Origin of the sequence: Micromonospora sp. NPDC049102 (assembly GCF_043197485.1) — a bacterium.
Taxonomy (GTDB): Bacteria; Actinomycetota; Actinomycetes; order Mycobacteriales; family Micromonosporaceae; genus Micromonospora.
Genome location: NZ_JBICTE010000005.1, coordinates 138,921 through 160,329 on the forward strand (window position 1 = coordinate 138,921; position 21,409 = coordinate 160,329).

The following is a 21,409-nucleotide window of genomic DNA, read 5'->3' on the forward strand; positions in this document are numbered from 1 at the left end:
TTTGCGAGCCCCGCAGTCGCGAACGACAGGAGCACGGTGAGCGCCATCATCGAGCGGGTGCGAGCTGCTCGGGACGCCGTTGCCCGGATCAGCGCCGTCCCGCTGCTGGTGCGGGCCGCGATCTTCGTCACGACGCTTGTCGGGTTCGCGCTGGCGTTCCCCGGCGAGGTGTTGACCGGTCGACCGCTGCTGTTCCTGGCGGTGGCCGCGCTGCTGCCCGCGGCGGGTCCGCGGCGGTTGTGGCCCACCTTCGCGGCGCTGGTGATGGCTGGCGGCTGGTTGCTCGCCACCGACGGGTACGGCCGACCGGTGGCGTTGTGGCGGCTGCTCGCCGTCGCCGCGCTGTTGTACCTGGGGCACTCCCTGTGCGCGCTGGCGGCGCTGCTGCCGTACGACGGGGTGGTGGATCCGGAGCTGATCACCCGGTGGTTGCTGCGGGTGGGAGCGGTGCTGCTGGGTACGGCGGTGTTGGGGGTGCTGCTGTTGCGGGTGGCGGGCCTGGGCGGGGAGGTCGGGCACCAGTGGGTGACGGTGCTGGGGCTGCTGGTGGCGGTGGGTGTCGCCGCGTTGCTGGGTTGGCTGCTGCGGCGTAGGTGAACCAGTGATGCAACAGGGTTACGCAGGTCACAGGGGTTGTGTTCCGTCACAGATGGGGGGCGCGAGCGGGATTACCTGAGCAGGGCGGGGAAAGATAGATGACGTGAATCCGAAGCGGATCCTTGTGGTGGGTGCCGGGCACGTCGGTCTCTACGCCGCCCTGCGCCTGTCGAAGAAGCTCAGCTCCCGTGAGGCTGAGGTCATCGTCGTGGACCCCCAGCCCCACATGACCTATCAGCCGTTCCTCCCCGAGGCCGCGGCGGGGAACATCTCCCCGCGGCACGCCGTGGTGCCGCTGCGTCGCGAGCTGCGCCGGTGCACGGTGGTGGCGGGGACCGTGACGCGCGTCGAGCACGACCGCAAGGTGGCGACCGTGCAGCCGATCGTCGGCCCGGCTCGGGAGATCGCGTACGACCACGTGATCGTCGCGCCGGGTTCGGTGTCCCGGACGCTGCCGATTCCGGGCCTGCACGAACAGGGCATCGGGTTCAAGACCATCGGTGAGGCGATCTACCTCCGCAACCACGTGCTGGACCGGCTGGACGTCGCGGCCGTGACCCCGGATGCGGAGGTCCGCCGCTCGGCGTTGACCTTCACGTTCGTCGGCGGCGGGTACGCGGGCATCGAGGCGCTCGCCGAGATGGAGGACATGGCCCGCGACGCCCTGCGCTACTACCCGGAGCTGAAGCCCGAGGACTTGCGCTGGGTGCTCGTCGAGGCGACCCAGCGGGTGCTGCCCGAGGTCGACCGGGACATGGGCGCCTACACGGTGCAACAGCTCATGAAGCGCAACATGGACATCCGGCTGGACACCCGCCTGGAGTCCTGTGTCGACGGGGTGGTGAAGCTCTCCGACGGGGACAGCTTCCGGTCCGACACGATCGTCTGGACGGCGGGTGTGAAGCCGTCGCCGATGCTGGACGCGACGGACTTCCCGCGTGACGAGCGCCGACGGGTCACCTGTATCCCCACTCTCCAGGTGGTCGACGGTGACCGGGTCATCGAGGGCGCGTGGAGCGCCGGTGACTGCGCGGCCGTGCCGGACCTGACCAAGGAGCCGGGCAACTTCTGCTCGCCGAGCGCGCAGCACGCCGTGCGTCAGGCGGCGCGGATGGCCGACAACATCGTCGCGGTGATCCGGGGGCGCGAGCCGGTCGACTACAAGCACAAGCACGCGGGCAGCGTCGCCAGCCTCGGCCTGCACAAGGGCGTCGCCCAGGTGTACGGCATCAAGATGACCGGCTGGCCGGCCTGGTTCATGCACCGGACGTACCACATGAGCCGGATTCCCTCGTTCAACCGCAAGGTCCGTGTGGTGGTGGACTGGTCGCTGGCGTTCTTCCTCAAGCGTGAGGTCGTCGCGTTGGGTCAGCTCCACGACCCCCGCGAGGAGTTCGTCGAGGCGTCCCAGCCGGTCGGGGCTCCGCGCGTCTGACAGCTGTGACGAAAGGGCCCCTCCTTGCGGAGGGGCCCTTTCGCGCTGTCCGGGGTGGGTCAGACCTTCCAGGTCCACGCGTCGGCGATCCTGGTGGCCGGGCCGTAGAGCTGCTCCAGGGTGGTCTTGAGGCTCGCCGCGTGCGGGGCGTCGTCGGCCAGCGCCACGCAGGACGCGCCCCAGAAGTCCGCGTCCCTCGCGGCCTGCCGGCGCTGCTCGTCACCGATGGCCGGCTGGTCGCCGCGGCGGGCGACGTCCTCCAGCAGCGCCGAGGTGGGCTGCTTGAAGGTGCCCATGGCGGCGGTGCCACCCTGTCCGTACGGGCCGATGAAGAACCCCTCGGGTAGGCCGAAGCCGGCGTCGGCTGCGGCCGCCCAGCGCATCGGCCACGGATCCTGGGGAGTGGGCAGCGGCACCGGAACCAGCACACCACCGGGCTCGACGCACTGCCGCCAGTGCCCGCCGGTGATGAACTCCGGCACGGCGGGTCGGCCGGCGGTGGGCAGCGGGGTCGGGAAGATCGGCAGCAGGGCCGCGACGACGGCCAGCGGCACCAGCCTGCGTGCCCGCCCGGTGCCGCTCAGTGCCCGGTCGACGGCGAGGGTCAGCAGCGTCGCCACGATCGGGAGCAGCGCCAGGCCGAACCGCATCGGCAGGGCGCCGTCCACCACCGGCAGGCCGGCCAGCAGGGCGTACGGGCCGGGCAGCGCGGTGCGGGTGCCGCCGAGCACGACCTCCGGGCCGAGCGAGAGTGCGCCCATCACGAGCGCCGCCACCACGCACGGGAGCACGATCCGGCGGCGCCCGGCCCAGATCGCGCAGGCGGCGGTGACCAGCAGCAGGGGCCAGCCGAGGAAGCTGTTGTATTCGGCCGGGCCGGTGGTGAGCCGGGAGGCCTCGTCGCTGCCGGCGATCGACAGCGGGGAGACCGCCCACCAACTACTGAGGTCGGCGGAGAAGTAGTCCGGGCTGAACATCCCGTCGGCGACACCCTGTGGTCCGGCGAACTGGAACCACAGCGGGTAGCCGAGCACCAGCAACGCCAGGCCGGCGGCGATGGCCAGCCCGCCCAGGAACCCGGGCAGTGCCCGCCGGGCGAGGTTCCGGTCCGCGGCGGCGTAGCCGACCGCCATCACCAGCAGGGTGACGGCGCAGAGGAAGAGCACCTCTTCGCCGATGAACACCTGCGCGGTGACGGCGGCCGCCAGCCCGACGGCGGAGCTGACCGTCCGCCGTCCGTCGGGGCCGGCCGAACGGGCGCGCCCGGTCTCGTCGAGCGCGGTGGGGCCGGGGTCGGACGCCCGCAGCAGCCGTACGACCAACCAGACGATCACCGGCACCAGCCACTGCGCCGTCATGTGCAGATGGCTGTTGGTCTGCGAGACCATGCCGGGACCGAAGCCGCACAGGCTCCCGCCGAGTGCGGCGGCGAGGCGGCGCACGCGCAGCGTCCGGTGGAACAGCAGGTACCAGGCGAGGGCGGTGCCGGCCAGGTTGGCGGCGGCGAGCAGCGCGAAGGTGGTGGGCGCGCCGAACAGCAGGGTGACGGGCGCACAGAGCACGCCAAGCGCGATGATCGTGGTGTTGGCCATCAGGTTGACGCCGTCCGGGGCGTTGAGCCGGTCGGTCAGCAGGTGGAAGTCACCGAGCAGCGCTCTCGCGTCGACCGCCAGGAACCATTCGTAGAGCGTCTGGTCCTCGGGATTGAGCGCCAACGTGCGTCCACCCGGGTCGGGCCACAGCCCGTGGGTCAACCAACCGGCCAATGCCACCCACACCAGCGCGACCAGTAGGTCCGTCCGGTGGCGGCGCACGCCGGTGCGCAGCCGTACGGCGCGGGTGGTGCCCTCGACGCGATCGGCGAGGCGGATGGCTTGGTCAGGGCTGGCGTCGGGGGCCGTTGGGGCTGCGCTGCTCACGGCATCGACCCTAATGTGGCCAGCCCGGCGGGGTACGCCGGGTCACCGCCGACCGGCTACGGTGACACTGCATCGTGCGCGTCGACGCGCGGGTGCCACCCGCCCGGGTGGTGGAACGGCAGACACGGCCGCCTTAAAAGCGGCTGCCGAAAGGCGTGCGGGTTCGACCCCCGCCCCGGGCACCGGTCGCCCACGGCCTCGCGTTCCCATTCGTGATCACCAGGAGTGGGTCGGGCAGTTTACTCTTGGAGTGCACGTTCACGTGCAAACGACCCCCTGAGGGAGGCCAGACAGTGAAGACCTCGAACCCGGTGCTCGCCCGGCTCGGCCAGGCGGCCGAGCGGGAGCGCTCCGCCGGGTACGCCCCGGCTGGGCCGTACGGACAGCCCGGCATTCCCCAGCAGTACCCGTCCCAGGCCGGCTACCCGGCCGCACCGCCCGCCGTGGCGCCGATGACCGTCGACGACGTGGTCGTCAAGACGGTCACCCTGCTCGGCATCCTCGGCGTCACCGCCGCGGCCGCCTGGGTGCTCGTGCCCGACGCGCTGGTCAGTACCGCCTGGATCGGCGCGGCAGTCGTCGGCCTGGTCCTCGGTTTGATCATCTCGTTCTCCCGGATGGCAAACCCGGCGCTCGTCATCGCGTACGCGGTGGTCGAGGGTGTCTTCGTCGGCATGGTCAGCAAGGCGTTCGAGACCTTCTACGACGGCATCGTGCTCCAGGCCGCCGTGGCGAGCTTCGGCATCTTCTTCCTGATGACGATGATCTACAAGGCGAAGATCATCCGGGCCACCCCGATGTTCGTGAAGGTCGTGTCGACGGCCATCGTCGGCCTCGCCGCCGTCATGCTGATCAACCTGGTGCTGGCGCTGTTCGGCGTCAACACGGGTCTGCGGGACGGCAGCCCGCTGGCCATCGGCTTCAGCCTCGTCTGCATCGTGGTCGCCTCGCTGAGCTTCGTGCTCAGCTTCAAGGAGATCGAGGACGGCGTCCGGATGGGCCTGCCGCAGCGCTACTCCTGGGTCGCCGCCTTCGGCATCCTGGTCAGCCTGGTCTGGCTCTACATCGAGATCCTGCGCCTGCTGAGCTACTTCCAGGGCGACGACTGACCTGGTCCGCACCGCTGACCGGCGCCCGCTCCCGCTTCCCGCAGGGGCGGGCGCCGTCGTCCGCGCCGTTTCGCCGCCACCGCCGGGCCACCCTTGGCAGAGTGACTGCCAGGGGTACGCGGGCGAAGGAGGCGACGGTGCGCAGCAACAACCCGGTGCTCAACCGACTGGAGGAGACCAGCCGGTTGGAGTCCCGGGTGGTCAGCTCCCGCGATGTCGAGCCGATGACCGTCGACGACGTGGTGGTGCGTACCGTCGGACTGCTCCTGCTCACCGGCGCGGCCGCCGCGGTGTCCTGGGCGGTGGTGCCCGACGCGGTGTGGCTGGGGGCGGCCCTGGCCGGCACCGCCATCGCCTCGATCGTGCTGGTCCTGGTCATCTCGCTACGGGGGATCACCAACCCGGTGCCGATCGTCGGCTACGCGCTGCTCCAGGGGCTGCTGCTCGGGGTGGCCAGCCGCACCTTCGAGCAGGTCTACCCGGGGATCGTCGTACAGGCGGTGGCCGGCACCTTCGGCGTCTTCCTCGGCATGGCCGCGCTGTACCGGGCCCGGGTCATCCGCGCGACGCCCCGGCTGGCCCGCCTGGTGATCGGCACACTCCTCGGCATCGCGGTGCTGAGCGTGGTCAACCTCGTCTCCTACCTGGTCACCGGTCGGCCGGGGCTGGCGGTCTACAGCGTCAGTGGCCAGGTGGGCTGGCTGCCGTACGCGTTCTCGGTCGTGGCGATCATCGCCGGCGCGTTCAGCTTCATCCTCGACTTCGACCTGGTCGAGCGGTCGGTGCGCGACGGCCGGCCCCGCCGGTACGCGTGGCTGAGCGCGTTCGGCCTGGTGACCGGTCTGGTGTTCCTCTACTGGCAGCTGCTGCGACTGCTCAGCTACCTGCGCCGCTGACCGGCCGTCCGCCGCCCGACCGTAGAATCGGCGCGGTGAGCGTAGCGGAGTTGGAGCAGGCCGTGCGGTTGCTGGTCGGCCAGGTCGGGCACTGGGAACAGCCGCGCTGGGCCGCGACCGCGACCACCGGCAACGTGCCCCGCGCCGACCTGGTCCACCGGCTGGCGCAGGAGATCGCCAATCTGGCCGCCGACGCCGAGGGGCAACCGCGCCGGACGGTGCCGCGGCTGGACAACGACCTGGCGCTGCCCGACCAAATGCGGGTGGTGACGGCGGACCTGTTGGCCGCCGGGGCCGACCCCGAGGTGCTGGCGCGGGCCGCCGCCGAGGTGACGGCGACCCGCAACGCGCTCTGACGACTACGGCTCAGCTCAGCCGTTCGAGCACCATGGCCATGCCCTGGCCACCGCCGACGCACATGGTCTCCAGACCGATCGTCTTGTCGTGCCATTCGAGGGCGTTGAGCAGGGTGCCGGTGATCCGGGCGCCGGTCATGCCGAACGGGTGGCCGACCGCGATCGCCCCGCCCATGACATTGAGCTTCTCCTCGGGGATGCCCAACTGGCGGTAGGACGGGATGACCTGGGCGGCGAACGCCTCGTTGATCTCGACCAGGTCGACGTCGTCGATGGTCATGCCGGCGCGACGCAGCGCCTGCCGGGACGCCTCGACCGGTCCGAGGCCCATGATCTCCGGCGACAGCGCGGTCACGCCGGTGGAGACGATCCGGGCCAGCGGGGTCAGACCCAGCTCCTCGGCCCGCTGGGCGCTCATGACGACGACGGCGGCAGCACCGTCGTTGAGCGGACAGCAGTTGCCCGCGGTGATCCGGCCGTCCGGGCGGAACACGGGCTTCAGGCCGGCGACCGCGTCGAGAATGACGCCGGGTCGGGGGCCGTCGTCGGTGCTCACCAGAGTGCCGTCCGGCGTGGTGACCGGGGTGATCTCCCGGGCCCAGAAACCGTCGGCGATGGCCTTCTCGGCGAGGTTCTGACTGCGTACGCCGAACTCGTCCATGTCGGCGCGGGTGACGTCGTACACCTGGGCCAGGTTCTCCGCGGTCTGCCCCATGGTCAGGTAGATGTCCGGCAGGTCGCCGGCGTCGCGCGGGTCGGTCCACACCTCGGCGTCGCCCTGCGCGCGGCGCTTCGAGCGCTCGGCGGCGGACGCGAAGCGCGCGTTCTCCCAGCCGCCGCCGACCAGCGCCTGAGCCTCCGGTGGCAGGCCGTCGGAGCTGCCCCGGGCGTAGCGGGAGACCATCTCGACGCCGGCGGAGACGAACACGTCGCCCTCCCCGGCACGGATCGCGTGCAGGGCCATCCGCGTGGTCTGCAACGACGAGGCGCAGTAGCGGGTCAACGTGGCACCCGGCACGGTGTCCAGACCGAGCAGCGTGGCCACCACGCGGGCCATGTTGAAGCCCTGCTCGCCGCCGGGCAGGCCGCACCCGAGGTAGATGTCGTCGATGGTGGTCGGGTCGAGCTGGGGGACCTTGTCGAGGGCGGCCTGGACGATGGTCGCGGCCAGGTCGTCGGAGCGGACATCGCGCAGGGACCCCTTGTGCGCCCGGCCGATGGGGGATCGGGCGGTAGCGACGATGACAGCGTCGCGGGACGACTCAATCGGCATGAGTCAACGTTAACCCGCCGGTAACATGGCGCGGAAGAAGCGGGCACGGCGGGAAATGTCACCCTCGCCGGGCGTGCGTCACCGCCGGGAGGCGACCGCCGCGGCGGCCACGACGGCCGGCAGCAGGGCGTGCGCCCACACCCGGTAGCCGTCGGCCGACGGGTGGAAGCCGTCGTGGCACAGCGTGCCCGCGTCGGCCCGGAACACCGGCCCGGTCTCGGTGGCCAGGTCGACCACCGTCCCGCCCGCCTCCAGCACCGCCGTGGTCTGCGCGCGGGCCATCCTCCGGCCGGACCAGCCGACGAGTTGACGCAGCGGTGGCGCGATGGCGCGTACGGCCCCGAGGTCGGGGCAGGTTCCCACCACCACCTCGACGCGTGCCTCCCGCAGCCGGTGCACGGCCGCGCCCAGGTAGGCGGATGCGTCGCCGGGCCGGCGCAGCCCGGTGGCGTCGTTCGCGCCGATCAGGATCAGCGCCACGTCGGGCCGCTCGCCGAGCAGGGCCCGGGCGACCTGGGTGGTCAGGTCCGTCGAGCGGGACCCCGAGACGCCGACGCTGGACAGGTGCACCCGACGGCCGGACGGACCCTCGGCGAGGAGGTTGGCCAACTGCCCACCGATGGTGTCGTCGAGGCGGTCGACGCCGACACCCAGTGCCGACGAGTCACCGAGCAGCACCAGGCGCAGCGGTGCGGCATCGGCCCGGCCGATCGTGGCGCGCAGCGCAAGCCCCAGTTCCGGCTGGGCGTAGCGCCGGTGGCGCGCGACGAACGCCTCGCCCGCCAGGACGGCGGCGCTGCCAACAGTGCCGGCCAGCAGCGAGAGCGCCGCCGCCCGACCCAGGCGGCCGGGGAGGCCGGCTGTCACGTCCCGCTCGCTGCGCTGGTTCATGCCAGTCCCTCCACTGTCGAGGTGTCCGCGGGGCCTGGCTGCGGCACCGCGTGCACACCGAAGAACGCCCGGCGACGCAGCTGCGCCCACCGGCCGGCCGGACCCCGGTCGCGGCCCCGGACCTGGGTGCCGCTGACCTCGGTGCCGGCGTGCCGGGCCGCCTCCTGCGCGGCCTCTGGCAGCGACCGTACGCCCTCGCCCCGCGCCGGTGTGACCCGTCGTTCCTGCCCCGCGCCGAGCGCGGACAACATCGTCGGCAGCAGGGCGGCGGCGGCCATCGCGTACCCCTCGGCGGACGGGTGGAACCGGTCCCAGGCGAACATCCGCAGCGGCTCGGCCGCGAACCGTGGGCCGAGCAGGTCGCCCAGGGACACCGTCCAGCCGCCCGCCTCGACCACGGCCACCGTCTGGGCGGCGGCGAGCTGGCGACTCCACCGGTGCGCCAGCCAGCGCAGCGGCGGCTGGATGGGTCGGATCGCGCCGAGGTCGGGGCAGGTACCGACGACCACCTCGCAGCCGGCGTCGCGCAGCGAGTGGACCGCCTCGACCAGGTAGCGCACGGCCAGGCCGCGCGGGGTGCGGTTGGTGATGTCGTTGCCGCCGATCAGGATCACCGCGATGTCCGGGGCGCATTCCAGCGCCGCCTCCACCTGGTGCCGCAGGGCCGCGGAGATGGCACCGACCACCGCGAACCGGCGCAGCAGCACCGGGCGGTGCAGCCGTCGAGACAGGCCGGTGGCGAGCAGCGCTCCGGGTGTCTCCCGGCGACGGTGCACCCCGTAGCCGGCCGCCGACGAGTCGCCGAGCACGACCATGGTGAGCGCGGGGCCGGGGAACTTCGCGCCGTACATCCCGTCGCAGCGCGGTGGTGGCGCCTCGGCCATCGGGATGGTGCGACGGGCCTGGCGGGCCTGGCCGAGCAGCACCCCGCCGGTCGCCATCGCGGCCGCCGCCGTGGCGCCCGTGCCGATCGCCGCCAGCCGGGCGATCCGCCAGGCCTGCCGCCAGCGCGGACCAACGGGTACGACAGAACCAGCCACCCCCATATGGCGACATTATCGCGCCGGCCCGACACACCGCTGTCGTCGTCACGGCTCGCGGGTGCCTGGAAACCGACGCGACGGGGTACCTGTCCGGTGGAGGCCGGCGGACTTGCGCCGACCCGCCACGCTGATCCGGCGGAGAGGAGCGCGACGATGGGGAAGACACTGAAGCGCAGCGCGGCGTTCGCGGCCCTGGCGCGGGCACTGGCGGCGGGGGCACGCGGCGGGCCGTCGCTGGGCACCCGGCTGGCGGCGCTGCCCCGGATGATCCGGGCCACCACCAGGGGGGAGTACGACGGTGGGCTCCGGCTGGCCCTGATGACGGCGGCCACGGCGTACATCGTCTCGCCCATCGACTTCCTGCCGGAGATCCCGCTGGCGATCTTCGGGCTGGCCGACGACGCCGTCATGGTCACCTGGCTGGCGGGCAGCGTGCTCTCCGAGACCGACCGCTTCCTGGAGTGGGAGGCCCGGCGCAGCTCGGTCATCCCCGGGGGTCTGGTGCACTGACGACACGTACGCTGGGCGGCGAGGATACGTCTGCCCGGCCGCCGTCGCCGGCGCCGCAACGAAGGGCACACCGTGCAGTACTACGACAACGTCGTCGACATGATCGGCAACACCCCGCTGGTACGCCTGCGCAACGTCACCGAGGGCATCCAGGCCACCGTGCTCGCCAAGGTCGAGTACGTCAACCCGGGGGGCTCGGTCAAGGACCGGATCGCCCTGCGGATGGTCGAGGACGCCGAGGCCGCCGGTCTGCTCAAGCCGGGCGGGACCATCGTCGAGCCGACCAGCGGCAACACCGGCGTCGGGCTGGCCCTGGTGGCACAGCTCAAGGGTTACCGGTGCGTGTTCGTCTGCCCCGACAAGGTCAGTCAGGACAAGCAGGACGTGCTGCGGGCGTACGGCGCCGAGGTGGTGGTCTGCCCGACCGCGGTCGCCCCGGAGGACCCGCGCTCCTACTACAACGTCTCCGACCGGCTGACCCGCGAAATCCCCGGCGCGTGGAAGCCCAACCAGTACAGCAACCCGGCGAACCCGCGCTCGCACTACGAGACGACCGGCCCGGAGCTGTGGAAGCAGACCGAGGGCGGGCTCACCCACTTTGTGACGGGCGTCGGCACCGGCGGCACGATCTCCGGTATCGGCCGCTACCTCAAGGAGGCGTCCGAGGGTCGGGTTCGCATCGTCGGGGCCGACCCGGAGGGTTCGGTCTACTCCGGCGGCACCGGTCGGCCGTACCTGGTGGAGGGTGTCGGCGAGGACTTCTGGCCGGAGACGTACGACCGCAGTGTCGCCGACGAGATCGTCGAGGTGTCCGACAAGGCGTCGTTCGAGATGACCCGGCGGCTGGCCCGCGAGGAAGGGCTGCTGGTCGGCGGCTCCTGCGGGATGGCAGTGGTTGCCGCCCTGGAGGTCGCGCGCAAGGCCGGCCCGGACGACGTCGTGGTGGTCCTGCTGCCCGATGGTGGGCGGGGCTACCTCTCGAAGATCTTCAACGATTCGTGGATGGCCCGGTACGGCTTCCTCGACAACTCCGGCGCCGAGCCGACGGTGGCCGACGCGCTGGCCAGCAAGCCGGGCGGGCTGCCGGAACTGGTGCACGTGCACCCGACCGAAACGGTCCGCGACGCGATCGACTACATGCGTGAGTACGGCGTCTCGCAGTTGCCGGTGCTCAAGGCCGAGCCGCCGGTCGTGACCGGCGAGGTCGCCGGCTCGATCGCCGAACGGGACCTGCTCGACGCGCTGTTCACCGGCCAGGCCCACCTGCACGACACCATCGAGCGGCACATGGGCGAGCCGTTGCCGATGATCGGTGGCGGCCAGCCGGTCAGCGAGGCCGTGGGCCTGCTGGACAAGTCCGACGCCGCCCTGGTCCTGGTCGACGGCAAGCCCAAGGGCGTCCTGACGCGCCAGGACCTCCTGTCCCACCTCGGCGCCCACTAGCTGCTTCTACCCCACCGCGCGTCACCGGGTGTCCACCTGCGGGTGGGCACCGCACCACCTCGTCCCCGTCCTTTGCTCTGCTTCAACCCAGGCAACGAAGACGCCCCGTCACTGTTGCCTCCGTTGAAGCAGAGCAAAGGGCCCGGGTGGGGGTGGGCGGCCCTGGGTGGGGTGCGGTGGGCCGGGTGCCGTCGCGCCGTGCTCAGAGCGGTCGGACCGCGGCGCTGCCCTCAGAGAGGGCGGCTGTAGCGGAGTTGAGGCGTGAGGGCCGCGCCGATGTGCTCCTCGCGTTCCGTGCCCGTCGACGTCCAGCCGCCGCGCTCGTAGAACGAGCGGGCGTGGGCATTTTCCCGCAGCACCCAGAGCGCTGCGTGACGCCAACCCCGGGCACGCATGTCGTCCAGGGCGTCCACCATCAGCGCGCGACCGATGCCCCGGCCCTGCTCGCGTGGGTCAAGGTGGATCGCGTTGAGCAGCCCGGTGGCTGGGTCGTCCTCGTCGTCCGGGCCCAGGTAGCTGAAGCCCACCAGCGTCCCTGCCCGCTCGGCCACGGTCAGCCGGTGGTCGTCGCGCTCCCAACGCCACCGCTCGGCCCAGTACCGCCCCATCGCCTCACCGGTCGGCTCGGCCAGCGCCGCGGCCGGCAGGAACGACGAGTACGCGGCGACCCGGGAGCGCTGGTGCAGGGCACCGATCCCCATCAGGTCCTGATCGTTGGCGGGGCGGAGCGTGACGGTCACCCGGCCGAGGCTACCCGGCGCGGCGGGACCTGCACGGTGGTCAGATCCTCGGCGACGACCAGATCACCGTCGAAGTGCGCGCGGGCCTCGTCGAAGAACCGGCGCGGGTCGGGGTAGCGCTGCGAGAAGTGCGTCAGCACCAGCGTTCGTACCCCCGATTCGGTCGCCACCCGCGCGGCCTGCGCCGCCGTCAGGTGGCCGACCTCGGCGGCCAACGCGGCCTCCGACTCCAGGAACGTCGACTCGATGACCAGCAGGTCGGCGTGCTCGGCCAGGGCGTACACGCCGTCGCAGAGGCCGGTGTCCATCACGAAGGCGAACCGCTGCCCCGGTCGGGGCACGCTCACCTCGTCCCGGGTGACGCGACGCCCATCGAGGTCCAGGTGTCCGACGCGGATCAGCTCCCCGACGGCCGGACCGGCGATGCCGTACGCGGCCAGCTTCTCCGGCAGCATCCGGCAGCCGTCCGGCTCGACGAGCCGATAGCCGTACGTCTCGACGGGGTGTCGCAGCCGGCGGGCCTCCAGCGTGCCGCAGCTCAAGGTGATCCGTTGGCCGTCGGCCTCGATCGGGGTGACCGCCAGCTCCGCGGTCTCGTGGAAGGAGGTGGCGTGCCGCAGTCGGGCGAAGTACTCGGCGCCGCCCGCGGGGAAGTGCACGGCGACCGGACGTGACACCCGGTCCAGCGAGAGTCGCTGGATGGTGCCGGGCAGGCCGAGGCAGTGGTCGCCGTGGAAGTGCGTCACACAGATCCTGGTCAGGTCGGTGGCGGTGACCGTGGTGTGCAGGAGTTGGCGCTGACTGCCCTCGCCGGGGTCGAAGAGGATCACCTCATCGTCCCAGCGCAGCACGTAACCGTTGTGGTTGCGCTGCCGGGTGGGCGTCTGGCTGGCCGTCCCGAGAATCACCAGCTCGCGCATCGACACGCTGATCTCCCGCGGATATGAAGCGACCCCCGGGGCGCTCCACGCTGTCGCGTGGGCCGGCTGGACTATGCCGGCACCCCGGGGGTCGGGTGGCTGTCGTGGATTCGCCGCACCGCTGCCACACGGTCTCGACGGTCGTACTGGTTGCCCGCCTCGCGGCGGACGGTTCACTGTCGAGGACAGCGGCTAGCGGACAGCCACCTCACGAGTCCGATTGCTATACAAGTCTGGACCACCTCCTTTCACGTGTACTGCCACGCTATCCAGTACCCGCGGCCTCGGCAACGGATTTCGATCACAGGGCCGAACGGGAATGCCCGGCCGCCGTGTCGGCGGCCGGGCATCGCGCTCCAGCAGGTGTGCGGGGGTCAGCCTGCGGTACGGGCCACGCCGACCGGGCAGCTCAGCCCGTTCGGGCCGTGGTTGCAGTACCCGTTCGGGTTCTTGGTCGGTGCCAGGTACTGCTGGTGATGGTCCTCGGCGAGGAAATAGCTGCCGAGCGGGGCGATCTCGGTGGTGATCTCACCCTTGCCGGCCCGGGTCACGATCGGCTGGAAGGCGTCCCGGGACGACTCCGCGATCGCCCGCTGCTCGTCGGTGGTCGTGTAGATCGCCGACCGGTACTGGGTGCCCACGTCGTTGCCCTGACGCATGCCCTGGGTCGGGTCGTGGTTCTCCCAGAAGACCTTCAGCAGGTCCTCGTACGTGATCTTGCTGGGGTCGTACACCACCTGGACGACCTCGGCGTGCCCGGTCCGGCCGGAACACGTCTCCTCGTACGTCGGGTTGGTTGTGAAGCCGCCCGCGTAGCCGGCGGAGGTCGTGTACACGCCGGGCAGCGTCCAGAACAGCCGCTCGGCGCCCCAGAAACAGCCCATGCCGAAGACGGCGACCTGAAGGCCCTCCGGGAACGGGCCCTTCAGCGGGGTGCCCAGCACCTCGTGGCGGTCGGCGACCGGCATCGCGATCGGCCGGCCCGGCAGGGCCTGCTCGGGCGAAATCATCTCGGCGTTCATACGGCGCAGGAACACGTGGGACTCCTCTCATGCCTCTCCCAGCGTGTAACACCGGTTAGTCGTGCTTCCTTACCCGCGCCGCTGTGACTCAGGCCCCGCTGCCGAGGGCGGCCGCGATCCGGTCGGCGTAGGTCTGTGCCTCGGTGTCGTCGGTGTACCGGGTGCGCGGCCAGAAGAAGCCCCGCAGCCCGTCACCCTTGGTGCGGGGGACCACGTGGGTGTGCAGGTGCGGAACGGACTGGGACACCCTGTTGTTCATCGCCACGAACGTCCCACCGGCGCCCAGACCGGCCTCCACCGCCACCGCCAGTCGCTGGACCAGCGCGAAGTAGCCGGGCAGCAGGTCGGCCGGCAGTTCGGCAAGGGTGACCAGGTGCGTCCTCGGCACCACCAGCACGTGCCCCGCGAAGACCGGACGGGTGTCCAGGAACGCCACCCCGTCCGGCTCGTCGGCGACCCGGAACGCCGGAACGTCACCCGCCACGATCCCGCAGAACACGCACCCGCTCATCGCGCCAGGCTATAGCCCCGATCTCCCGGAACGTGCCCCCCACGCACGCATCGACTGTGGTACTCATTGACCCGTCTGGATCAAAACATGGGGGGAACGCACGTGTACATCAAGAGAGGCACGACCCTGGCGCTGGCGACACTGGCCGCCGCCGGGCTGCTCACCGCCGGTCTCCCGGGCCCCGCCCAGGCCGCCGCCGCGCCGACGGCCACCACGCTGTCGCTGCCGGCGGTGTCCGACGTGGTCTCGGCTGGCGATCGGGTCTTCGTCAGCGGCGGCCCCTCGTCGACCGACGTCGTGGTGGCCAGCGCGACGGGCGCGGTCGTCGGCACCCTGTCCGGCCTGCCCGGTCCGTCCGACCTGGTGCTCAGTGGTGACCGGCAGACCCTCTACGTGGCGCTGCCCACCGCCAATGCCATCGCCGCCTTCGACACCGGCACGCTCGTCGAGTCGGCCCGGTACGACACCGGCGCGGGCGCGTGCCCGTCGTCGCTGGCGGTGACCGGGCGCTACCTGTGGTTCGGGTACGGCTGTGGCGGTTGGGACGGCAACATCGGCCGAATCGACCTGGGCCGCCAGCCGGCTCGCGTGACCACCGGCCTGGACACCGGCAGCGGCTTCTACGGCGCTCCGCTGCTGACCGCCGCCAGCCAGAACCGTTCGGTGCTGCTGGCCGGGCAGCCGGGACTGAGCCCCGCCTCGGTCTACACGTACACCATCGGCGCGGGTGGCGTGCTGAGCGCGCCGGGCACCAACGAGTTCATGGCGATCGGCAGCAACCTGCGCGACATCGCCCTCGACCCGACCGGCGCCACCGTGTTCACCGCGTCCGGCGCCCCGTACGAGGTGCAGGCGTTCCCGTTCGCGGACATCACCACGCCCTCGGCGACCTACCCCACCGGTGCGTACCCCAATGCTGTCGAGGTCTCGCGCGACGGCACCCGGGTCGCCGGCGGTGCCGACGCCTCCTACGACCCGGACGTGTTCGTCTTCACCACGGCCGGCACGGAGTTGGCCCACTTCGAGCTGGGCGACGATCTCAGCTCCGGCGCGCTGGCCTGGGCGCCGAACGGCGCCCGGCTCTACGCGGTCTCCTACGACTGGACCGGCGCCCACCCGGTCACCCTGCACGTCCTGCCCGTCCCGGCCGGCTGAGGGCCTTCGACGACCCCGAACCGGAGCGCGGGGGTCGGACCGATCGGTCCGGCTCCCGCCCGGAGCACGGGTTCCGTTCCAGGTCGCCGCGACGGGGCACTAGCCTCACCAGAATGAGTCACGGCTTCGAGACGCTCGCCATTCACGCCGGTCAGGACCCTGAGGCCCGCACCGGCGCGGTGATCCCGCCGATCTACCAGACCAGCACGTACGCCCAGGACGCCGTCGGCGCGCCCCGGCTCGGCTACGAGTACAGCCGCTCCGGCAACCCGACCCGCGACGCCCTCCAGGAGTGCCTGGCCGCGTTGGAGGGCGGGCCGGTGGGTCTCGCCTTCGCCAGTGGTCTGGCCGCGGAGGACACCCTGCTGCGGGCGGTCTGCCAGCCGGGCGACCACGTGATCATCCCGGACGACGCGTACGGCGGCACCTATCGACTCTTCGCCCGCGTGGCCCAGCGCTGGGGTCTGGAGTTCACGCCGGCCAAGGTCTCCGACGCGGCAGCGGTCCGGGCCGCCGTGCAGCCCGGCCGGACGAAGATCATCTGGGTGGAGACGCCGACGAACCCGCTGCTCGGCATCGCCGACATCGCGGCCCTGGCCGCTGTGGCGCACGACGCCGGTGCGCTGCTCGTGGTCGACAACACCTTCGCCTCGCCGTACCTCCAGCAGCCGATCGCCTTCGGCGCGGACGTGGTGGTGCACTCCACCACCAAGTACATCGGCGGCCACTCCGACGTGGTCGGGGGCGCGCTCGTCGTCGCCGACGCCGCGCTCGGCGAGGAACTGCGGTACCACCAGAACGCGATGGGCGCGATCAACGGCCCGTTCGACGCCTGGCTCACCCTGCGCGGCATCAAGACCCTCGGCGTACGCATGGACCGGCACTGCGACAACGCCGAGCGCCTCGCCGCGTACCTCGACGGGCACGCCAAGGTGTCCGAGGTGATCTATCCCGGGCTGCCTTCGCACCCTGGTCACGAGGTGGCGGCCAAGCAGATGCGCCGTTTCGGCGGCATGATCTCGTTCCGTGCCTCGGGAGGTGAGGAGCACGCCGTGGAGATCTGCAACCGGGCCAAGCTCTTCGTGCTCGCCGAGTCGCTGGGCGGTGTCGAGTCGCTTATCGAACACCCGGGTCGGATGACACACGCAAGTGCTGCCGGCTCGCCGCTTGAAGTTCCCGGCGATCTCGTGCGACTGTCTGTCGGCATCGAGACGGTCGACGACCTGCTCGCCGATCTGGAGCAGGCGCTGGGCTGACCGCTGGGGAGGACGGCCGTGCAGGACATCATGGCGACCTGGGTCGGGGCGACCGCCAAGCAGATCGCCCGGGGCGTACGCCGGGGTGACGTCTCGGCCACCCAGGTCGTTGCCGACCACCTCGAGTACATCGCCTCGGCCGACCGCGAACTGGCCGCGTTCCGCGCCGTTCGCGGCGGCGAGGCGATCACCGAGGCGGAGAAGGTCGACGAGCAGGAGGACCTTGCCAACCTCCCTTTGGCCGGGGTGCCGGTGGCGGTCAAGGAGAACACCCCGGTCGCCGGCCTGCCGACCTGGAACGGGTCGGCCGCCGCACGGACCGACGTCGCCGAGGCCGACCACGAGGTGGTCCGCCGGCTGCGCGGCGCGGGCGCGGTGATCCTCGGGGTCACCCGGATGCCCGAGTTGGGGCTGTGGGCACTCACCGACGACGAGAGTGCGGTGACCCGCAACCCGTGGGACAACACGCGTACCCCCGGAGGATCTTCGGGCGGTGCCGCCGCCGCGGTCGCGGCCGGCCTGGTGCCGATCGCGCACGGCAACGACGGCCTCGGCTCGATCCGCATCCCGGCGGCCTGCTGCGGCCTGGTCGGCCTCAAGCCCGGCCGCGGTGTGGTGCCCTGCCAGCTCGGCGCTGACGACTGGTTCGGCCTCACCGAGCACGGAATGCTCACCAGCACGGTCGCGGACGCCGCTGTCGGTTTCTCGGTGCTCGCCGGTCGACGCCCGGAGAAGCTGGTGCCGCCGCAGCGGCTGCGGGTGGGCGTCTCGCTGCGCTCGCCGGTGCGCGGAGTCGCGCCGGACGCGCCCAACCGGGACGCGGTGGCCGCCGCCGGCCGACTGCTCGCCGCCGCCGGCCACGACACCGTGCCGGCCGATCCGGTCTACCCCACGGCTCTGGGCCTCCAGGGCCTCGCCACCTGGTTCGCCGCTGCCGCCGCCGACGTCCGGGCCGCCGGGCTGGACCGGCGCGGCCTGCAGCGTCGTACCCGGCGGCACGTCACGCTCGGCGAGTGGGCGCAGCGCCGCGGCTACGTCCGGGAGGCCGACCGGGCCGCCTGGCGACAGCGGTCGGTCGACTTCTTCACCGACCACTCGGTCGACCTGCTGCTCACGCCCGCCCTGGCGAGCACGCCGCCGGAGGCCGGCCGCTGGTCCGAGCGGTCCTGGCGCGCGAATTTGTCGGCCAACATCAGGTACGCCCCGTACGCCGCGCCGTGGAACGTCGCCGGCCTCCCGGCGATCGTGGTGCCGGTGGGCCGCCGCCCGGACGGCCTGCCGGTCGCCGTGCAGCTCGTCGGCCCGCCCGGCTCGGAGTTGCTGCTGCTCGGCGTGGCCGGTCAGTTCGAGATGACCGCCCCGTGGTCGCGCCACGCCCCCGGTTATCCCCTCGTCGGCACGGGGTCACCGGCCAGCGCATGATCGTCTAGCGTGTACGCGCACCGTCGCGCGAACCACGAGGGACACGAATGCGCTGCCAGACCTGCGGGGACGCGCCGTCCCCCGAGCACAACGAATGTCCGCGCTGCCACACGCCGCTCGGGCAGCCGGCGGTCACGCCGGGGCTGCCGACCTATCGGGTACGGGGGATCGGGCTGGCGGCCAACGTCGCTGTCGGCGCGACCGCCGTGCTCTATCTGCTGGTGGCGCTGTCGCCGGTAATCGGGATGATGCTGGCCCGGCGGGCCAAGGCCGACGACGACCCGGATCTGCTCCTCGCAGCGGTGCTCGTCGAGGTGGTGGCGGGGCTGGCCATGACGGTGGTCTACCTCACCGCCGCCGTCCTGGTGATCATCTGGACGTGGCGGGCACGCAAGAACACCGACGCCTTCCCCGGTGCGCTGCCCACACTCGGAGCGGGCTGGGCGATCGCCGGCTGGCTGGTGCCGTTCGCGAACTTCGTGGTGCCGGCCCGGGTCGTGGCTGGCGTGGCGCGGGACAGCCTCTGGCGGCGGTTCACGCCGGCCCTCGTGAGCGTCTGGTGGTGCTCCTGGCTGGTGTTCAGCGTCGGTGAGAGGCTAAGCAGCCGCGTCGGCGACAAGGCGTACGAGAAGCTGCCGGAGACCCCGTTCAACGACGTCGGCTACCAGGCGTACGTCGACCATTACCGGGACTCCCTGCTCCGCAACACGCTGCCCGCGCTGGGCTGCGTGATCGCGGCGGTGACGCTGATCCTGCTGATCCACCGGATCTCCGCCGCGCAGGAGGCCCGGATCGCCCGCGCTGCCCCGGCGTGGCCGACTGCCCCGGTCTGGCCGGCGCAAGCATGGCCGCCGGCCCCGCCGGCCCCGCCGGCCCCGCCGGCCCCGCCGGCCCCGCCGGCCCCGCCGGCCCCGCCGGCCCCGCCGGCCCCGCCGGTCGTGCCGGCGCAGCCCTCGCCGGCCGCCGTCCCGGCCCCGGCGGCCCAGTCCGCTCCGCCCGCTGCCGTGGCCTTGCAGGCGCCGGTGATCGCGCCGTCGTCGCCCACCCCGGTGTCGCCGACGGAGTAGCCGGAGTCGGGTGGCACGATCGGGGCATGACGGAACTGGTTGGCCTCGACGACGTACGGGCTGCGCGGAAACTGCTCGCCGACGTCGTCCGGACCACCCCGCTGGAGCCCTCCCGACCGCTGAGCGCGGCGCTGGGCGGGCCGGTCTGGCTCAAGTGCGAGAACGTGCAGCGCGCCGGCTCGTACAAGGTGCGTGGTGCGTACGTGCGGATCTCGCGGCTGTCGGCGGCGGAGCGCGAACGCGGCGTGGTCGCGGCGAGCGCCGGGAACCACGCCCAGGGCGTGGCTCTCGCCGCCGGACTGGTCGGCACGCACGCGACGGTCTTCATGCCGGTCAACGCGCCGCTGCCGAAGGTCGCCGCCACCAAGGGGTACGGCGCGCAGGTCGAGTTGGCCGGTAACACGGTCGACGAGTCGCTGGTGGCCGCGCAGACGTACGCCGAGCTGACCGGTGCGGTGCTCATCCACCCGTTCGACCACGCGGACGTGATCGCCGGGCAGGGCACGGTGGCGCTGGAGATCCTCGACCAGTGCCCGGACGTGCGGACGATCATCACGGGGGTGGGCGGCGGTGGCCTGATCTCGGGCATGGCGGTGGCCGCCAAGGCGCTGCGCCCGGACGTACGCATCGTCGGTGTGCAGGCTGCGGGCGCGGCGGCCTTCCCGCCCTCCCTGGTGGCCGGGGAGCCGGTCCGGCTGCCCGCATTCGCCACCATCGCGGACGGCATCGCGGTCGGGCGGCCGGGGGAGATCACCTTCAACCATGTCCGCAAGCTGGTCGACGAGATCGTCACGGTCTCCGAGGAGGACATCTCGCGGGCTCTGCTGATGCTGCTGGAGCGCGGCAAGCAGGTCGTCGAGCCGGCCGGGGCGGTTGGCGTGGCCGCGCTCCTGGCCGGCGCGGTCGAGGTGGAGACGCCGGTGGTCGCCGTGCTCTCCGGCGGCAACATCGACCCACTGCTGATGATGCGGGTGATCGAGCACGGTCTGGCCGCCGCCGGCCGCTACCTGCGTGTGACCGTCCGCTGCTCGGACCGGCCCGGGCAGCTCGCCTCACTGCTGAGCCAGATCGCCGAGCACCGGGCCAACGTGGTGGACGTGGAGCACCAGCGGGCCAACCCGCACCTCGGCCTCGGCGAGGTGGAGGTGGCGCTGTCGGTCGAGACCCGTGGTGTGGAGCACTCCGACACGCTGATCAGTGCGCTGCGGGCCAGTGGCTACCAGGTGGTCTTCGCCGCCGAGGCGTGACGGTGGTGTCACGCCCCGGCGGCGTTACAGCGTAGGGGGAGTTGGCGCTCAGCCGGAGAACGGCTCGAAGCTGACCACTGTCACCTTGATGTCGGCGCCGCTGGGTGCCGTGTAGGTGCAGGTCTGGCCTGCGCGGCCACCCAGGATCGCCTTGCCCAGGGCCGACTCGGGGCTGTACACGGTCAGGTCGGTGGTGGCGGCGATCTCCCGTGAGCCGAGCAGGAAGGTCTCGGTGTCGTCGGTATCGTCGTCGAAGTAGATCGTCACGACCATGCCGGGCGACACCGCGTCCGCCGTCGGCGCCTCGCCGACCTTCGCGGTGCGCAGCAGCTCCTGCAGGTAGCGGATGCGACCCTCGGCCTTGCCCTGCTCCTCACGGGCGGCGTGGTAGCCGCCGTTCTCGCGCAGGTCGCCCTCCTCGCGGCGAGCGTTGATCTCGGCCGCGATCGCCGGCCGGTTGGCGATGTGCTCGTCGAGCTCTGCCTGGAGGCGGTCGTACGCATCCTGGGACAGCCAGGTGGCGGGCGCCTCGTTGCCAGTGGACACAGGCGTTCTCCTCGGTTGTGCGTGGCTGGCTGACAGGTGAACTACCAAGTT

21 protein-coding genes and 1 tRNA gene are annotated in these 21,409 nt (G+C 72.1%); 13 read left to right on the plus strand and 9 right to left on the minus strand.

The features are described from left to right. Nucleotides 1-36: 36 nt before the first annotated feature. Together ACGFH9_RS08115 and ACGFH9_RS08120 are read left to right on the plus strand one after the other, a co-directional pair. Nucleotides 37-597 carry a hypothetical protein gene (locus ACGFH9_RS08115; protein ID WP_393216824.1) on the plus strand — a complete coding sequence of 187 codons (561 nt, stop codon included), beginning with the start codon at nt 37-39 and terminating at the stop codon, nt 595-597. A gap of 103 nt (nt 598-700) precedes the next feature. Beyond that, nucleotides 701-2,032 carry an NAD(P)/FAD-dependent oxidoreductase gene (locus tag ACGFH9_RS08120; RefSeq protein WP_393216826.1) on the plus strand — a complete coding sequence of 444 codons (1,332 nt, stop codon included), beginning with the start codon at nt 701-703 and terminating at the stop codon, nt 2,030-2,032. 59 nt (nt 2,033-2,091) lie between these two features. Here ACGFH9_RS08120 and ACGFH9_RS08125 read toward each other — a convergent pair whose 3' ends face one another. Further along, a complete protein-coding gene (locus ACGFH9_RS08125; RefSeq protein ID WP_393216828.1) occupies nt 2,092-3,951 on the minus strand; it encodes a hypothetical protein in 1,860 nt (619 codons plus the stop codon). A gap of 101 nt (nt 3,952-4,052) precedes the next feature. Here ACGFH9_RS08125 and ACGFH9_RS08130 point away from each other — a divergent pair. From ACGFH9_RS08130 to ACGFH9_RS08145, 4 genes are all read left to right on the plus strand, one after another. Then, a tRNA-Leu gene (locus ACGFH9_RS08130) sits at nt 4,053-4,133 on the plus strand. Between the two features lie 111 nt (nt 4,134-4,244). Then, nucleotides 4,245-5,060 carry a Bax inhibitor-1/YccA family protein gene (locus tag ACGFH9_RS08135; protein WP_355239563.1) on the plus strand — a complete coding sequence of 272 codons (816 nt, stop codon included), beginning with the start codon at nt 4,245-4,247 and terminating at the stop codon, nt 5,058-5,060. Nucleotides 5,061-5,197: 137 nt separating this feature from the next. Next, on the plus strand, nt 5,198-5,956 hold the full coding sequence (locus tag ACGFH9_RS08140; protein WP_393216831.1) for a Bax inhibitor-1/YccA family protein: 759 nt from the start codon (nt 5,198-5,200) through the stop codon (nt 5,954-5,956). 35 nt (nt 5,957-5,991) lie between these two features. Then, nucleotides 5,992-6,312, plus strand: coding sequence for a hypothetical protein (locus ACGFH9_RS08145; protein WP_393216833.1), 321 nt, complete (start codon nt 5,992-5,994; stop codon nt 6,310-6,312). 10 nt (nt 6,313-6,322) lie between these two features. On the opposite strand, the gene ACGFH9_RS08150 is transcribed toward ACGFH9_RS08145, so the two are convergent. From ACGFH9_RS08150 to ACGFH9_RS08160, 3 genes are all read right to left on the minus strand, one after another. Then, the gene (locus tag ACGFH9_RS08150) at nt 6,323-7,585 is read right to left on the minus strand and encodes an acetyl-CoA C-acetyltransferase (protein WP_393216835.1); all 1,263 of its coding nucleotides are present in this window, start codon (nt 7,583-7,585) and stop codon (nt 6,323-6,325) included. Nucleotides 7,586-7,663: 78 nt separating this feature from the next. After that, complete coding sequence (locus ACGFH9_RS08155; RefSeq protein WP_393216837.1) at nt 7,664-8,476, minus strand: SGNH/GDSL hydrolase family protein; 813 nt, start codon at nt 8,474-8,476, stop codon at nt 7,664-7,666. Next, entirely contained in the window at nt 8,473-9,522 is a 1,050-nt protein-coding gene (locus ACGFH9_RS08160) for an SGNH/GDSL hydrolase family protein (RefSeq protein ID WP_393216839.1), read from the minus strand. Before ACGFH9_RS08160 ends, ACGFH9_RS08155 begins: the two co-directional genes overlap by 4 nt. A gap of 150 nt (nt 9,523-9,672) precedes the next feature. Here ACGFH9_RS08160 and ACGFH9_RS08165 point away from each other — a divergent pair, with 150 nt between their 5' ends. Further along, complete coding sequence (locus ACGFH9_RS08165; RefSeq protein ID WP_355239578.1) at nt 9,673-10,029, plus strand: YkvA family protein; 357 nt, start codon at nt 9,673-9,675, stop codon at nt 10,027-10,029. 72 nt (nt 10,030-10,101) lie between these two features. Then, nucleotides 10,102-11,472, plus strand: coding sequence for a cystathionine beta-synthase (locus tag ACGFH9_RS08170; RefSeq protein ID WP_393216841.1), 1,371 nt, complete (start codon nt 10,102-10,104; stop codon nt 11,470-11,472). A gap of 230 nt (nt 11,473-11,702) precedes the next feature. Here the strand turns inward: ACGFH9_RS08170 and ACGFH9_RS08175 are convergent, their stop codons facing one another. From ACGFH9_RS08175 to ACGFH9_RS08190, 4 genes are all read right to left on the minus strand, one after another. Next, a complete protein-coding gene (locus tag ACGFH9_RS08175; protein ID WP_393216843.1) occupies nt 11,703-12,212 on the minus strand; it encodes a GNAT family N-acetyltransferase in 510 nt (169 codons plus the stop codon). After that, complete coding sequence (locus tag ACGFH9_RS08180; RefSeq protein WP_393216845.1) at nt 12,209-13,138, minus strand: ribonuclease Z; 930 nt, start codon at nt 13,136-13,138, stop codon at nt 12,209-12,211. The genes ACGFH9_RS08175 and ACGFH9_RS08180 overlap by 4 nt, the downstream gene beginning before the upstream one ends. Nucleotides 13,139-13,506: 368 nt before the next feature. Beyond that, nucleotides 13,507-14,169: a peptide-methionine (S)-S-oxide reductase MsrA gene (gene msrA / locus ACGFH9_RS08185; RefSeq protein ID WP_393216847.1), complete on the minus strand. Its 663-nt coding sequence runs from the start codon at nt 14,167-14,169 to the stop codon at nt 13,507-13,509. Nucleotides 14,170-14,242: 73 nt separating this feature from the next. Continuing rightward, a complete protein-coding gene (locus tag ACGFH9_RS08190) occupies nt 14,243-14,665 on the minus strand; it encodes an HIT family protein (RefSeq protein ID WP_393216849.1) in 423 nt (140 codons plus the stop codon). Nucleotides 14,666-14,767: 102 nt separating this feature from the next. Between ACGFH9_RS08190 and ACGFH9_RS08195 the strand changes: the two genes are divergently transcribed. The 5 genes from ACGFH9_RS08195 (at nt 14,768) to ilvA (ending at nt 20,812) form a co-directional block, all read left to right on the plus strand. Further along, nucleotides 14,768-15,820 carry a YncE family protein gene (locus ACGFH9_RS08195; RefSeq protein ID WP_393216851.1) on the plus strand — a complete coding sequence of 351 codons (1,053 nt, stop codon included), beginning with the start codon at nt 14,768-14,770 and terminating at the stop codon, nt 15,818-15,820. Nucleotides 15,821-15,933: 113 nt separating this feature from the next. Further along, on the plus strand, nt 15,934-17,076 hold the full coding sequence (locus ACGFH9_RS08200) for a cystathionine gamma-synthase (protein ID WP_393216853.1): 1,143 nt from the start codon (nt 15,934-15,936) through the stop codon (nt 17,074-17,076). 30 nt (nt 17,077-17,106) lie between these two features. Next, nucleotides 17,107-18,498 carry an amidase gene (locus ACGFH9_RS08205; protein ID WP_393217016.1) on the plus strand — a complete coding sequence of 464 codons (1,392 nt, stop codon included), beginning with the start codon at nt 17,107-17,109 and terminating at the stop codon, nt 18,496-18,498. A gap of 47 nt (nt 18,499-18,545) precedes the next feature. Continuing rightward, nucleotides 18,546-19,565 (plus strand): DUF4328 domain-containing protein, encoded by a 1,020-nt coding sequence (locus ACGFH9_RS08210; protein WP_393216855.1) that lies wholly within the window; start codon nt 18,546-18,548, stop codon nt 19,563-19,565. Between the two features lie 26 nt (nt 19,566-19,591). Further along, on the plus strand, nt 19,592-20,812 hold the full coding sequence (gene ilvA / locus ACGFH9_RS08215) for a threonine ammonia-lyase (protein WP_393216857.1): 1,221 nt from the start codon (nt 19,592-19,594) through the stop codon (nt 20,810-20,812). A 48-nt stretch (nt 20,813-20,860) separates the two neighbouring features. Here ilvA and greA read toward each other — a convergent pair whose 3' ends face one another. After that, nucleotides 20,861-21,358 carry a transcription elongation factor GreA gene (gene greA, locus ACGFH9_RS08220; RefSeq protein WP_151490837.1) on the minus strand — a complete coding sequence of 166 codons (498 nt, stop codon included), beginning with the start codon at nt 21,356-21,358 and terminating at the stop codon, nt 20,861-20,863. Nucleotides 21,359-21,409: the final 51 nt, after the last annotated feature.